The 13,889-nt window shown below is 67.8% G+C and carries 9 protein-coding genes; 4 read left to right on the plus strand and 5 right to left on the minus strand.

Translation table 11 applies throughout. The annotated features are described in order from the left end of the window. Nucleotides 1-168: 168 nt before the first annotated feature. From ACIBX3_RS29485 to ACIBX3_RS29500, 4 genes are all read right to left on the minus strand, one after another. Nucleotides 169-510, minus strand: coding sequence for a hypothetical protein (locus tag ACIBX3_RS29485; RefSeq protein ID WP_397122528.1), 342 nt, complete (start codon nucleotides 508-510; stop codon nucleotides 169-171). A 343-nt stretch (nucleotides 511-853) separates the two neighbouring features. After that, complete coding sequence (locus ACIBX3_RS29490; RefSeq protein WP_397122530.1) at nucleotides 854-3,967, minus strand: efflux RND transporter permease subunit; 3,114 nt, start codon at nucleotides 3,965-3,967, stop codon at nucleotides 854-856. A 9-nt stretch (nucleotides 3,968-3,976) separates the two neighbouring features. Further along, the gene (locus ACIBX3_RS29495) at nucleotides 3,977-4,411 is read right to left on the minus strand and encodes a hypothetical protein (protein WP_397122532.1); all 435 of its coding nucleotides are present in this window, start codon (nucleotides 4,409-4,411) and stop codon (nucleotides 3,977-3,979) included. After that, nucleotides 4,408-7,542 carry an efflux RND transporter permease subunit gene (locus tag ACIBX3_RS29500; RefSeq protein WP_397122534.1) on the minus strand — a complete coding sequence of 1,045 codons (3,135 nt, stop codon included), beginning with the start codon at nucleotides 7,540-7,542 and terminating at the stop codon, nucleotides 4,408-4,410. The genes ACIBX3_RS29495 and ACIBX3_RS29500 overlap by 4 nt, the downstream gene beginning before the upstream one ends. Nucleotides 7,543-8,434: 892 nt before the next feature. Here ACIBX3_RS29500 and ACIBX3_RS29505 point away from each other — a divergent pair. Together ACIBX3_RS29505 and ACIBX3_RS29510 are read left to right on the plus strand one after the other, a co-directional pair. Then, nucleotides 8,435-9,031 (plus strand): hypothetical protein, encoded by a 597-nt coding sequence (locus ACIBX3_RS29505; RefSeq protein ID WP_397122536.1) that lies wholly within the window; start codon nucleotides 8,435-8,437, stop codon nucleotides 9,029-9,031. A 344-nt stretch (nucleotides 9,032-9,375) separates the two neighbouring features. After that, a complete protein-coding gene (locus ACIBX3_RS29510) occupies nucleotides 9,376-9,996 on the plus strand; it encodes an L-threonylcarbamoyladenylate synthase (RefSeq protein ID WP_397122538.1) in 621 nt (206 codons plus the stop codon). A 457-nt stretch (nucleotides 9,997-10,453) separates the two neighbouring features. On the opposite strand, the gene ACIBX3_RS29515 is transcribed toward ACIBX3_RS29510, so the two are convergent. Further along, nucleotides 10,454-11,302, minus strand: a complete 849-nt coding sequence (locus ACIBX3_RS29515; protein ID WP_397122540.1) for a S1 family peptidase — start codon at nucleotides 11,300-11,302, stop codon at nucleotides 10,454-10,456. A 110-nt stretch (nucleotides 11,303-11,412) separates the two neighbouring features. Here ACIBX3_RS29515 and ACIBX3_RS29520 point away from each other — a divergent pair, with 110 nt between their 5' ends. Both ACIBX3_RS29520 and ACIBX3_RS29525 read left to right on the plus strand, forming a co-directional pair. Then, a complete protein-coding gene (locus tag ACIBX3_RS29520; protein ID WP_397122542.1) occupies nucleotides 11,413-12,591 on the plus strand; it encodes a sensor histidine kinase in 1,179 nt (392 codons plus the stop codon). Then, nucleotides 12,588-13,253: a response regulator gene (locus ACIBX3_RS29525; protein WP_397122544.1), complete on the plus strand. Its 666-nt coding sequence runs from the start codon at nucleotides 12,588-12,590 to the stop codon at nucleotides 13,251-13,253. Before ACIBX3_RS29520 ends, ACIBX3_RS29525 begins: the two co-directional genes overlap by 4 nt. Nucleotides 13,254-13,889: the final 636 nt, after the last annotated feature.

Consider the following 13,889-nt stretch of genomic DNA (forward strand, 5'->3'; position numbering starts at 1 on the left):
GGCGGCCACTGCCGTGACTCGGATCCACTGATGACCACGTGATAACTGCACGGTTATTTTCCTTAGTTAAGGATGATCAAAACGTGCCCAGCATCGGGTCCCGGTCAAGCTCATGTCAAGATCGAAAGCTGGGTGAACGACCCTTGCCAGGAAAGGGCCTGCTAGATCTCAGAGTGAGCTGGCATCCTGCTGGTTGGCTTCCAGGGTCCAGGAATGACGCGCGCTGAATGAGCCTGATGGGCAGAGTCGGCAGTTGCTGAAGGTCCGCCGCCCTGCCGCGTGCAGCAGTTGCCAGAACACGATGAGCACCACGGAGCAGTTCACGACGGCCGCTTGGGCGTGTCCGGGAAAGCTCAGCCCGCTGGTCAGCGCCATGGGGTCGGGGAGTCTCGGCCTCGCCCGGTTGAACATCAGCTTGGCCATCGTGTTGAGGAGGCTGCCGCCCATCATGGTGATCGCGACGAACAGGGCGATGCGGGGTTGCCCGCGCCGCCACCACCAACCGGCCACCGCTGTTTCACCAGCGGCGCCAGCACACTGAACAGACCGGCGGCCATGGTGAGCGCCAGGGCACCCCATGTCATGCCACTGCGCGACATGACCCAGAGCTTGGGAAAGCCCGGAGCGGAGCCACTGAAGTGGCATCGGCCATGGGACCCGGCAGGGTCTGTGCAGTCTGGGGTGGACGGCAGGCCGAGGCGCCTCGACCTCCGGCGGGCAGGCGAACAAGACGCTGGAAGCCTGACGGATGTCTTCCGTCTTGAACACCTCCTCTGATCGCAGCCGCGCTGAAGAAGTGACGGGCAAGCTCCTGGTCTGCGCGGAGCAGACCAGGAGATGCTCGGTCCAAGCCTTAGGCGGCGACCCGGTCTCGCCGGCGCTTGGCGAAGCGTAGGTAGAGCGACGGGGTGACGAAGAGGTTGAGCAGGGTGGAGGTGAACAATCCGCCCAGCACGACGACGGCCAGCGGGTGTTCGATCTCGTGCCCGGGGATGTCACCCATGATGACGAGCGGCAGCACCGCCAGCCCGGCGGCGAGCGCGGTCATGAGGATCGGCGACAGCCGCTCGCGTGCTCCCCGCAGCACGAGGGCGACCCCGAAGGGTTCGTGTTCGTGCTCTTCCAGATGCTGGAAGTGGTTGATCATGAGGATGCCGTTACGGGCCGCGATGCCCATGACAGTGAAGAACCCGACGAGCGCGCCCAGCGAGACGATGCCGTCGCCGAGGTAGGCGGCCAGGACACCACCGACCAGGGCCACGGGCAGGGTGGCCAGGCTGAGGACGGCCAGCCGCCAGCTGCGGAAGGACAGGTTGAGCAGGATAAGCACGACGATGAGCGCGATGGCGGCGTATCCGAACAGGCGTTGCTGGGCGGCCTGCCGCTCGGCGTACTCGCCCAGCACCTCGGCGTGGAAGCCCAGCGGCATCTCGACCTCGGCCAGTGCCGCTTCGACGTCGCGGGCCACCGCGCCCAGGTCGCGGTCGCGGACGTTGGCGCCGACGTCGATGCGGCGGGAGCCGCCTTCGCGTTCGATGACGTTCGGGGTGGGCTTGATCTGCACCGAGGCGACGTCGGAGAGTTTGACCTGTTCTCCGCCGGGGGTGTCGATGGGCAGGTTCTTGATCGCCTCGGGGCTGGTGCGGGCGGCCGGGACGCTCCAGACCCGGACGTCGTAGACGCGGCCCTCCCAGTAGGTGTCGCTGACTTCTTCGGTGGCCAGGAGCGCGGCGGCGGCCCGCCGTACGTCGCCTGGTTTGAGGCCGTGCTTTTGTGCCTTGGCCAGGTCGACCTGGACCTCGATCTGCGGGATGTCCTTCTGGAGCGAGGCTTTGGCCTCGACGATGCCGGGAATGCCGGCGATGCGTTCCTGGACCTTCGCGGCGGTCTCGCGCAGGCCGACGAGGTCGTCGCCGAAGATGCGCACGACGATTGTCTCGCTGGCGCCGGTCAGCACCTCCTTGATGCGTTCCTTCAGGTACGTCTGGACGTCGCGTTGCAGGCCGGGGTAGCCGTCGACGACCTCCTGGACGGCGGCGAGGGTCTTGTCGTAGTCGGCGGAGGGATCGATGCTGATCCAGTTCTCGCCGAAGTACATGCCGACCACTTCGTCGGCGTTGGCGGCCTGGCCGATGTGCGCGCCGAAATTGCGCACGCCCGGGATCGAGCGCAGTTCCTTGCTGGCCGCGGTGCTGATCCGGATCATCTCGGGGTGCGAGGTGCCGGGCTGGGTCAGCCAGTGCATGAGGAAGTCGCGTTCCTTGAAGGAAGGCAGCAGCGACTGGCCCAGGAACGGCAGCACGGCCAGGCCCGCCGCCATCACGACGCCGACGGAGGCGTAGGCCACGCCGGGACGTTTGACGGTACGCGTCAGCGCGCGCTGGTAGCCGTTCTGCAGCCAGATGACCAGCGGTGACTGCCTGCGTTCGACGGCGGCCCTGCGCAGCATGATGAGGGCCAGCGCCGGGGTCACGGTGAGGGCGACGAGTAGCGAGGCGCCTACCGCGAGGGCGTAGGAGATGGTCAGCGGGTTGAAGAAGGCTCCGGCCAGGCCGTCCAGGAAAAGCACTGGAACGGCTGCCGCAATGATGATCAATGTGGCGTAGATGATCGGCGAGCGGACTTCCATCGAGGCGTCCAGGATCACCCGTGCGGTCGAGATGTCGGAGCCGGTCAGGCGATGCTGGCGCAGCCGCCGCATGATGTTCTCGACGTCGATGATTGCGTCGTCGACGACCACGCCGAGCGCGATCACCAGCCCCGCCAGGATCATCGTGTTGACCGTGTCCCCTCGCCACTGGAGCACCAGGACGGCGGCCATGAGCGAGATCGGGATGGTGACCAGGCTGATCACCGCGGCGCGCCACTCGAACAGAAACGCGACGATGATCAGCACCACCAGCAGGAAGCCCAGCAGCAGCGAGAGGATCAGGTTGTCGAGCGCGACCTGCACGAAGGTGGCCGGGCGGAAGATGGTGGTGTCAATATCGATGCCCGGCAGGCCCGGCTTGAGCGACTCGATGGCGGCTTCGACGCCCTTGGTCACTTCCAGCGTGTTGCCCCAGGGCAGCTTCTCGACGATGAGCATCAGCCCTTCGCCGTCGTTGATCACTGCGTCGCCGATGAGCGGCTGGTGGCCCTCGATGACGTCGGCCACCTCACTGAGCGCCACGATCTCGCCGTCGCTGCTGATGATCGGGATCTTGGTGATGTCCTGACCGGTGGTGATGGGCAGCACATGCCTGACGGGCAGGCGCTGATCGGCCGTCTCGACCCAGCCGCCGGTGCCGACCATGGTGCCGTTGGTGTGTTTGAGCAGTCCGGCGTCGAGCGCGTCGCCGGAGGCGGCCATGACCTGGTCGAGCGTGACGTCCTTGGCCGCCATCTTGTCCGGGTCCACCTGCACCAGCGTCATCTGCTTGCGCTGGCCCCAGATGGGGGCGTTGGCCACCCCTGGCACCTGCAGGAGCCGGTTGCGGATGGTCCAGAAGGAGATCATCGACAGGTCGGTGATCGAGTGGTTCTTGGAGGAGACGCCGATCTTCATGACCCGGCTGGTCGAGGAGAGCGGCTGCAGGATGACCGGTGGGGTGGCCCAGCTCGGAATCGTGGGCGTGATGGTGGCCAGCCGTTCCTGGACGAGCTGGCGGGCCCTGATCAGATCGGTGCCCGGTTTGAAGATCATGAGTACCGACGACAGCTGCGGCACCGACTTGGAGCGCAGAACGTCCAGGCCCTCGATGCCGTTGAGCGTTTCCTCCAGCGGCACGGTGATCAGGCTCTCCACCTCGGAGGCGGCCAGGCCGAGGCACGCGGTCTGCACCTCGACCCGGGGCGGGGCGAACTCCGGGAAGACGTCCACCGGCATGTCACGCAGTTGCCCCGCCCCGAAGAACATCATTCCGGCGGCGATGGCGAGCACGATGTAGCGGAAGCGCAGGCTGCTGCGCACGATCCAGCGCATCATGACCGGCCCCTACTTCCCGATACCGAGTTCGGCGCCGTAGAGCTCGGCGGAGCCCACGGTCACGACGGCCGTGCCGTTGGCCGGTCCGGCGCTGAGGAGGGCGGTCGCATCCCGCACCGAGTCGACGGTCACCTTGTGGCGCAGGTAGACCCCCTTCTGGGGGTTGGTGAACGTCCACGCCTGACCCTTGGTGTCATAGACCACCGCGGAGTACGGCACGACCAGCAGGTTGCCCGGCGCGGCCTGCACGGTACCGAGCTGAATGCCGAGCCGCTGGGCCGCCTTGTCGGTGATGGTGACCTTGCTCTGCTCGGCGCCGGCCAGTTTCTCCACCTTCGCGGGCCCCTGGGCGGTGCTGCTGGCCGTGACCGCCTCTGTGGCGCAGCCGGTCAGCAGAGCCAGGGCGGCGAGCATGAGGGCTGCCGGAATCCATCGCCTGCTCATGCGCTTCCCACCCCTACGAGTTCCTTCACTTCGGAGTCCGGATCCGGGCGTGGTTGCCGGGGCGCGAGGCTGAGATAGAGCCCAGGCAGAATCAGTAGTCCGCACAGCACCGTGGTGACCAGGCCGCCGAGCACGCCGATCGCCAGTGGGCGGGCTACTTCGTGGCCGGGTACGCTGCCCAGGATCACGAGTGGCCCTACGGCTGCCGCCACCGCTACGGCGGTGGCCACGACGGGCACCAGGCTTTCCACAGCGCCGCGGGTGACGTGCTCGGCCGTGGTGACACCGCCATCCTCCTCCGCGAGTTTGCGGAACCGGCCGATCATCAGTAGCGACATCCGGACGGCCAGCGCCAGCACGGCCACCAGCCCGGCCAGCACGGTCAGCGAGAGCCGTCCCTGACCCAGCAGGGCGACGACCATGCCGCCGGACAGCGTGACCGGCAGCGTGAGCAGCACCAGCAGGGCCATGCGCCAGCTCGACAGAGCGGCCTGCAGCAGGAGCGCGATCGCCACCAGAGCGGCCAGTCCGGGCGCCAGGATCGAGGCCCAGTGCACGTCGCCCTGCTCGCCCGGAGCCAGGACCTCGGCGTGGTACTCCAGCGGGAAGGTCAGCGCGCCGACCTTGGTCTCGACGTCGGCGACGACGGCCGCGCGGTCACGTCCCGCCAGATCGGCGACCACGTCGTAGTAGCGGGCGGTCGCCTCGTGCCTGAAGCTGTTCTGGTTGGGCTTGACCCGGACCTCGGCCACGTCCGACAGGCGCACCTGGCGGCCGCCGGGGGTGTCGACCATGACCTGGCCGACGCTGTCGAGGTTCTGCCGGGTGTTCGGCGCGCCCACCACCACGACTTCGAAGACCTTCTGGTTCTCAAAAAGGCTGCCGACCTCGATGCCCTGCAGGTAGGTGGCGGCGGCCCGGCGTACGTCGCCCGGCTTGAGCCCTTGCTGCTGTGCGGCGGTGACGTTCACCTCCACCTCGATCGTGGGTTCCACCGGCTGCAGTCTGACCTGCGGATTCTTAACTCCGTTGACGGTGGCGATCGCCTGCCGTACCTCATCGGCCTTGGCCGCCAGCTGGGTGAGGTCCTGGCCGTAGACGCGCACGGCCAGGTCACCGGCGGCGGGCGCGAGCACGTCGGCGACGCTCTCGTCGTGGTAGGTGCGCACCTGCCGGTCGAAGCCAGGGTAGCGGCCCACCACGTCACGGATCGCGGCCAGCGTCGCGTCATAGGGGGCCTCAGGGGTGAGCCCGACCCACAGCATGCCGGAGTTGATGCCCACGACCTGGTCGGAGGCGACGGCGCGGCCCATATGCGCAGCCACACCGCGCACGCCCGGCACCGCCTTCAACTCCGTCCGGACCTGCTTGGCCGCCTCGACCATCGCCGGCTGTGAGGTGCCGGGCGGCGCCTCCCAGCGGATCAGTAGGTCGCGGTCCTGGAAGGCGGGCAGCACGTTGTCACCGACCCGCGGCGCCACGGTGAAGATCGCGGTGGCCAGGCCGGCGACCAGGAGCACACCCGCGACCACGTAGGCCAGGACGGGACGGGCGAGGCTCCTGACGAGCACCGACCGGTAGGCCCGGTGCGCCCGGCCCTCACGCGGCTCGGTCCCGCGCTTGAGCAGGAAGGAGGCCAGCGCCGGCGTGACGATCAGCGCGGTGAGCAGCGAGGCGGTGATCGCGAACAGGTAGGAGATCAGCAGCGGGCCGAAGAACTGGCCCGCCAGGCCCGGCAGGAGCAGCGCGGGCACCGCGGCGACGACGGCGACCAGCGTCGCGTACAGCAGCGGGGAGCGGACCTCCATCAACGCCTCGACGATCGATTCGCCCGGCACCCGGTGCGCCACCCGGTGCACGTCGGCCAAGGCGTCGTGGACGACCACCACCAGAGCGATGATCAGCCCCGCCAGTACCAGCGTGTTGATCGGCTGGCCCCGCCACTGCAGCACCAGCAGCGCTCCGATGAGCGCGGTCGGTACGGTGACCAAGGTGATCACCGCGGCCCGCCAGCTCAGCAGGACGGCCCCGGCGATCAGCACGAGCAGCCCGAGGCCCACCGACACCGACAGGGCCAGGTTGCCGCGGGCGGCCTCGACGAATGTGGCGGGCCGGTAGATGGACGAGTCGAGCTCCATCCCGGACAGGCCCGGCTTGAGCGCGGCGAGGGCTTCCTCGATGCCTCTGGTGACCTGGAGGGTGTCGGTTCCGGGGAACTTCTCCACCACGAGCATGAGGCTCTCGCCATCGCCGGCGACGCTGTCACCGATCAGCGGCTGATGATCCTCGACCACCTGACCGACGTCACCCAAGGTGACGGTCTTGGCAGACTCGTCATCAGCGCCCTCGACCGGCTCGACCGGCACCAGGGCCAGATCCTGCGCGGTCTTGATGGGGGAGATGTGCTGAATGCCCAGGCGCTGCTGCGGCGTGTCGATGAAGCCGCCGGAGCCGGGAGTGGAGGCCTTGACGAAGCTCAGCGGTGAGGACCACAGCGCGTTGCCGGTGGTGGAGATGACCTGGTTGAGCGTCACCCCGTGCTGGGCCAGCCGGGCGGGATCGACCTGTACCTGGAGCTGGCGCTCACGCTGTCCCCAGATGGCCACGTTCGCCACGCCGGGCACGCCCATCAGCCGGGGTTTGATGTTCCACCGGGCCAGCACGGACATCTCGATCAGCGACAGATCCTCGGCCGACAGCCCGATGATCGCCACGCGGTTGGTGGACGACAGCGGCTGCAGCATCGTCGGCGGCTTGGAGACGTTGGGCAAGATGCCCGCCTGGCCGAGACGCTCCTGGACCATCTGCCGGGCCTGAAGCAGATCAGTGCCCGGCTCGAAGATCATTTCGACCGAGGACAGGCCGGCCACGGAGTTGGATCGGATTTCTTCCAGCCAGGCCACGCCATTGAGCAGATTTACCTCGAGAGGGACGGTGATGAGTTGCTCGACTTCGTTGGCGGACAGGCCCAAAGCCTCGGTCTGCACCTCCACATAGGGTGGCGAGAATTCCGGTAAGGCCTCTATTGAAGAATTGCGTAACTGAAAAACTCCGGTGACTATGACGGCCAGTGCCGCCACGACCACCAGACCTCGAAACCGCGTGCTCAGGCCAATGATCCAGCGCATCATCCGGTGTTCCCCTTTCACGTGAACCTTGACTGATAATGGTTGCGAAATGTGGGAACGCCAATCAAAATGGCCCGGGCGCAGATCCCCTCCGCAAAAAAGCCCGCAATTTACTTCCTGTCGCAATTCTGCGCTAATGCGGTCGGGTGTCAAGGCCCAATAAATTAGGGTGGGAGAGGAGCAATATTCGGTTTCGCTCAAGGGAATCCGTCGTGGCAGCTCGACGTCCGGCGAGTTCGTTGAAAGAGGTCGTTCACCAGCCCACGAGAGCTCGGTGACCAGGTCCGGCCATCACGAAGAGCGTTGAAAGTGTGAGATGAACGACCGTCCACCGCACCGTCGCGGCGAAAGGGCACCGGCCGACGGCGTCTACCACAGGCTGGACTGCATATCCCGCACTGGCCGGCCCGGTGGGGTGCCAGTGCCGCCGCGCCCGGATCAGAAGATGAGCCCGTACTCGATGGCCGTCGCGGCCGAAGCGGTGGCGGTCATCGAAGCAACGATGATCAGCCCGACGAGCACGATGACAAACCTGATGGCGGTACGCATGTGGAGTCCCTCCGTCGGTCCGATGTGTCCTTCTATGCTTCGCCGCCGCAGGCCGTATGGATGACGTGTTGCCGCGTGGAGACGGAGAGATGTTGCGCCGGGCCCTCTACCGATCTCGACCTGGTTGGAGATGGGCGGTGCCGCGCCCGACGATCACGATGTGCGCGACGTCGTCGTCGGGCAGTTGGATTCCCCAGGGCGCTCCTAGCTGATCGGTCGGACCGTGCAGGGCGGGTTCCAGGAACGAGAGGTTAGATTAGACCCCAAAGCGCTGACCCGATGATCGCCCGCGGCCCCCCGGCCGGCCAGGGGGCGCGAGCAGAGGGCCGGGAACGGGAGGCTTGTGGTGGGCGATCCCCATCCGGTGCACATGTGGGCGGCATTGCGGCCGACGCTGGTTCAGGCCGCCATCGACGGGGCCTGGGAAACGCCTATCGTCCTGACCGGGGAAGAAGATCTCAGTGACTGGCTGGGGGAACCCGACGACCTGGCCGTCGAGGTGTTCTTCACCACCAAGATCTTCCTCGGGGTGCGCCTGACCGGCATCACCGCCCCCGTACGCACCCGCTTCATTCGCGATCTCCAGACCGCACTCGCCCGCACAGGGGCCGAGCTGGGAGATGCCGCCGCCTTCTGGAAGCTCCCCGACGGGACGTCCCTGCTGCCCGGCACCCCTCCCCAGACGCTGGAGGTCGGCGTGGTGAACGCCTGGAGAAGCGCCGGTGCGGTGACCGTCTGGCGACAGGGCGAGCCCGCGCCTGCACCGAGCCGCCTCAGCCAGGTTCTACGAGCTCCCCACCCGACCCCGGTCGCTGTGGAAGCGACCTACCCCGGACCGGTCCCGACGTGGATCGGCTGGAACGTCTCCCAGCCCGTCGGCCCGGACCGCTTCCGCCTCGACCTGGCCGAACTCGATCGCGCCACAGTGGCGTTCCTCGCCTAGGGTCCCTGGGCTCGGGCAAGACGGTGGTCTGGTCGAGATCACGCGGAAACAGTTGCTCGTCGAGCCCGGAGGGACGCTCGCATGACTGTCGACCACGCGATGGGTAGAAGGCTTGCCCAGCGGGAGGTCCAGCGATCAGAGACGGTCTTCCGCATCGCCTTGTTCGCGAACGTGCCGCTGCCGGCGGGTGACGTCCCGCAGAGCGGTGTAGTTGCTCACCCGCTCAGGGTTGTTGGCTCGAGTAGGCCGCACGGCGAGATCGTTGATCCACCACTCGGTGGGACACCATCCGTGGGGGGGTGCGTGTCATGCGGTGAGGTGGTCCGCTCCCTAAGATCCAAGATGTGGCCAAGTACTTCGATCTACACCCGGACAATCCCCAGCCTCGCCTGATCAGTCAGGTCGTCGAGCTCTTGCGTTCGGACGGGCTGATCGCATACCCGACCGACTCGTGCTACGCCCTGGGGTGCCGGCTGGGCAACAAGGAGGGCATCGACCGGATCAGGGAGATCCGCAGCCTAGGCAGCGACCACCACTTCACTCTGATCTGTAGAGATTTCGCCCAATTCGGCCAGTTCGTTCATGTGAGCAATGCGGTGTTCCGGCTGGTCAAGGCGGCGACTCCCGGCGGTTACACGTTCATCCTGCCCGCAACCAAGGAGGTGCCGCGACGGTTGCTGCACCCCAGGAAGAAGACGGTCGGCGTCCGGATCCCTGATCACGTTGTCACCCAAGCGCTGCTGAACGAGTTCGGCGAGCCGCTGCTGTCGAGCACCCTGCTGCTGCCCGACGAGACCGAACCGATGACCCAGGGCTGGGAGATCAAGGAAAGGCTCGACTACGTGGTGGACGCCGTCATCGACTCCGGCGAATGCGGCGCCACCCCGACGACCGTCATCGATCTCTCGCAGGAGGAGCCCGAGATCCTTCGCCGAGGCACGGGAGACCCATCCCTCTTCGAGTAGGCGTCACCCGATCCGGACCCAGGTTCCGGGCGTGCCGCTCACCTTGCACATGGCTGTCGATGTCCGTGGTGATCAGAGTCTTCACGCCCAGGAACACGACCATCACGCGGGTTGAGCCGACCTGCTGCAGAGCGCGCTGGTCAAGGCCGCCGGTCGCTGGCGGAGCATCAAGGGCGACCCGGAGGTCTACGTCCGGCGGGTGATCTACCACGCGCAGATCGACAGGTGGCGTAGCCCCGGGCGGGGCCGCGAGTTTCCTGGTCGAGCGCCCGCCGGAGCAGGTCGCCCGCGACCGGACGCATCAGGTGGACGAGCGGCTCGGGCTGGAAGAGGCCCTGTGGGCCAGTCTGCAGGTCAGCACCGAATCCTTCGGGGTGATGCCGTGGGACAGCCTGCAGTACATGTTCCGGGCTGCGGACTCCTTACAAGGTCCGCAGCACGAAAAATGGAAGGTTTCTCAGGCCGTGGGGTACTGCGCTCCGATGCCGGCCGTTCTCCTGATCCAGCCCTTGTAGGCTGCGGCGTCGGTCCACACCCCGGGTCCGACGCAGTTCGGGTTGGTCTTCTCGTCACCGTCGCGGCTGGTGACGCCGACCAGCTCCCAGCGTGCCCTGATCTTGCGCACCATGGGGCCGCCGGAGTCGAGCATGCAGCTCTGGGCCTTTTGGGCGGGGTGTTCAGAGCAGATGTCGCCCGCAGCGTCGATGCCCGTGCACCGGTTGTCGGGGACGATCTCGCTGTCCAGCTCCTGCAGGGTGACCGGCGGCTCCGGGCACTCGTTTCCGTCTTCGCAGGTCATGCCCCAGCCCAGGAGACGGACTTGGGTTCTCGGAGCGCCGGACCCGGCGGCGATCCTGATCGGCGTCTCCCGGACCGGCCGGTCCAGCTTGAGGAGTGCGATGTCGTGCCGCAGGTCGTTCGGGTCGGCGGTGTAGTCGGGGTGCCTGACGATCTTCGTGATGCGGCGCACGCTGCCGCCCTTTTCGACGTCGGTGCCGCCGACCTTGGCGCTGACCTGGCCGACCGGGACGTGCGAGCAGTGTCCCGCCGTCACCACCCACTGCGGAGCGACGAGCGTGCCCCCGCAGTAGTGCACGCCCTTGCCGTCGCGCAGGGTCACGGTGAAGGAATAGTTCTCGGTGGCGTCGCGCCCACCGATGATCGCGCTCGCCGGTGGCGCCATCGCCGCAGCGAGGACCGCCGCGCCCCCGACCACCCCCGCGAGTGTCAGGCCCCGCGCCCGGCCGCGCCCGGCCCGGTCGCCGCGCTTGTTGAAGATGCTGGTGAGTCCGCGTAGTTCGATCATGCCGTCAACGGTCGCGAATCTGGCGGCCGGGAACATCGGAGCACGGTCTGGTATGGGTCTCATACCGTGGTCTGAGCCGGAGCCGGGCAGGCACGGGCTAGCGTTCCGTCATGACCCATGATCTCCGGCCGCCGCTGCTGTTGAGGATGCGGCCCGTGTTCCAGCTCCTCGGCGACCTGGCGATCGCCGTGTTCCTGACGTTCTTCGCCGTGGTGGACACCATCGAACAGATGCCGCCGGACGAGGGAGTCGAGCCGTTGCCCATCCTCGCCGGAGTTCTCATGGGGCTGCCGTTGGCGGTCCGCCGCCACCGGCCCGTTCCGGTGCTGGCGGTCGTGGCCGGAACCAGCATGCTGGTAGTGGCCTTGCAGTGGGTGCCACCCCACGCGGCCTTCGTGCCCGACCTGCTCCTCGTCTTCGCGATCTATCCGGTGGCCGTGACGGCGCCGTCCCGCCGTGCCGTGGCCGCGCTCGTCCTGTCCGTGGGTGGCATCTCCGCGGCGGTCCTCTTCGCGGTGGCGCTGGAGCCGCGGCCGGATTGGGGCAGATCGCTACCCATGCTTGTCACCCAGATGATCATTCCGGTTGCGGTGTGGGTGGTGGGACGCGCGGTGCGCGCCCGCCGGGACCACGAGGCTCGGGCCGCCCAGCAGGTGCTGACCGACGAGCGGCTGCGCATCGCGCGCGACCTGCACGACGGCGTCGCGCACAGCCTGAGCCTGATCACCGTGCAGGCGTCCGTGGCCCTCCACGTCGGCGACGAGCGGCCTGAGGAGGCCCGCTCCGCCCTGACCGTCATCGAGGCCAGCAGCCGCGAGGCCGCCCGGGAGCTGCGGCGCATGCTCGGCCTGCTGCGCGCCGTTGACGAGGATCCGCAGGGAGCCGCGCAGCTGGAGCCGGCGCCGACCGCCGACCGGCTGGCCGAGCTCGCGGACCACACGACCTCCGCCGGGGCCCTGGTCGACCTGCGGATCGGTGACGGGCTCGACACCATTCCGGCTACCATCGGGCTCGCGGTCTACCGCATCGTGCAGGAGTCCCTGACCAACGTGATCAAGCATGCCGCTCCGGCGCGCTGCGTGGTGCGGGTCGACAGGACGGACAATGCCATGGAGATCGAAGTGACCGACGACGGCCGCCGGGCTCCGACCGGCCGCCCCCCGGGCCACGGGCTGATCGGCATGCGCGAACGCGTCACCGTCTACGGGGGCGAGTTCACCGCCGGGCCACTGGCAGGCCGCGGGTTCCGGGTCCACGCGAGGCTCCCGCTGGAGGGGGTGCCCACGTGACCGGCGTCCGGGTGCTGATCGCCGACGACCAGCAATTGCTCAGGGCGAGCTTCGCGCTGCTGATCGGCACCACCCCCGGGTTGGAGGTCGTCGGCGAGGCCGGGGACGGGCTGCAGGCCGTCAAGCAGGCCACCGCGCTACGGCCGGACGTCGTGCTGATGGACATCCGGATGCCTGAACTCGACGGGATCGAAGCGACCCGGCGGATCTGCGGGGAACCGGCGACCGCGGGCGTGAAGGTGCTGATTCTGACCACCTTCGACCTGGACGCCTACGTCTTCTCAGCGCTGCGCGCGGGCGCCAGCGGGTTCCTGCTCAAGGACACCCCGCCCGGCGACCTGCTCTCCGCGATCCGGATCGTGGCAGGCGGCGAGGCGCTGCTCGCGCCCTCCGTGACCCGGCGCCTCATCGGGGAGTTCGCCCGGCAGCCGCAATCTCGGCAACGGGCGGCCCGCTCCCTGAACGGCATCACGGCACGGGAACGCGAGGTGCTCAAGCTCATCGGCCAGGGGCTGTCCAACACCGAGATCACCGAACACCTCATCGTCAGCATGGCCACCGTGAAGACCCACATCGGCCAGTTGCTGGCCAAGTTACACGCCCGCGACCGCGCCCAGCTGGTGATCGCCGCCTACGAGAGCGGCCTGGTCACCGTCGGCTAGCTGTACTGACCACAGAGGTTAGATACAGGGCGACCGGCAAGCGCAAGGGTCACAACCCCTCCCTCGCCAGGGTCTACCGCGCCCTCGCACAATACGAGAAGCCCCAACGCCACCCCGACGCTGTCCAACAGGCCCGCCGTCGCCGCGGTCGAGGCCGGGCAGCGCGCCCAGGCATCGCCTCGCGTCATGGCCTTTCTGCACCTGCGTCATGCCCGCGCCTTCGCTGTGGCCGCCGACACCGCTAACGGCTCCGAACCAGACGCCCACGCTAGACGACAGGCAGAAGAGCTGTCGGCCAGGCCGAGGACACCTATACGCCCAGAGCCCGCGACGACGATCCCACCTGGATCCCCACCTTCGGCCCTGCCGAACTGGCCGCCGACGGCTTCTGCTGCCGGCGCATCGGCCAACATCAGCGCGCTGCCAACTACGCCGGCCAGGCCCTGCCGGCTTCGCCAGCGGCTATCAGCGCTCCATCCAGTTCGACCAGGTCCACGCCGCCCAAGCCCGCCTCGCCCTAGCCGAACCCCTTCCGGGACGGGTGATGCCGCTCAGGTGAAAGTGACCAGACCTGCTCTCTGAATTTTTCCAGGTGAGCGACTCGCCGGGAGAGATCGTTCTCGTCTCGGTGGGGCT

Origin of the sequence: Nonomuraea sp. NPDC049480, from assembly GCF_044465905.1 — a bacterium.
Lineage (GTDB): Bacteria > Actinomycetota > Actinomycetes > Streptosporangiales > Streptosporangiaceae > Nonomuraea.

Excerpts from the sequence above, each read along its gene's own strand:
- ACIBX3_RS29490 (WP_397122530.1), bottom strand. The coding sequence starts at position 3,967 with ATGATGCGCTGGATCGTGCGCAGCAGCCTGCGCTTCCGCTACATCGTG.
- ACIBX3_RS29495 (WP_397122532.1), bottom strand. The coding sequence starts at position 4,411 with ATGAGCAGGCGATGGATTCCGGCAGCCCTCATGCTCGCCGCCCTGGCT.
- ACIBX3_RS29500 (WP_397122534.1), bottom strand. The coding sequence starts at position 7,542 with ATGATGCGCTGGATCATTGGCCTGAGCACGCGGTTTCGAGGTCTGGTG.
- ACIBX3_RS29515 (WP_397122540.1), bottom strand. The coding sequence starts at position 11,302 with ATGATCGAACTACGCGGACTCACCAGCATCTTCAACAAGCGCGGCGAC.
- ACIBX3_RS29520 (WP_397122542.1), top strand. The coding sequence starts at position 11,413 with ATGACCCATGATCTCCGGCCGCCGCTGCTGTTGAGGATGCGGCCCGTG.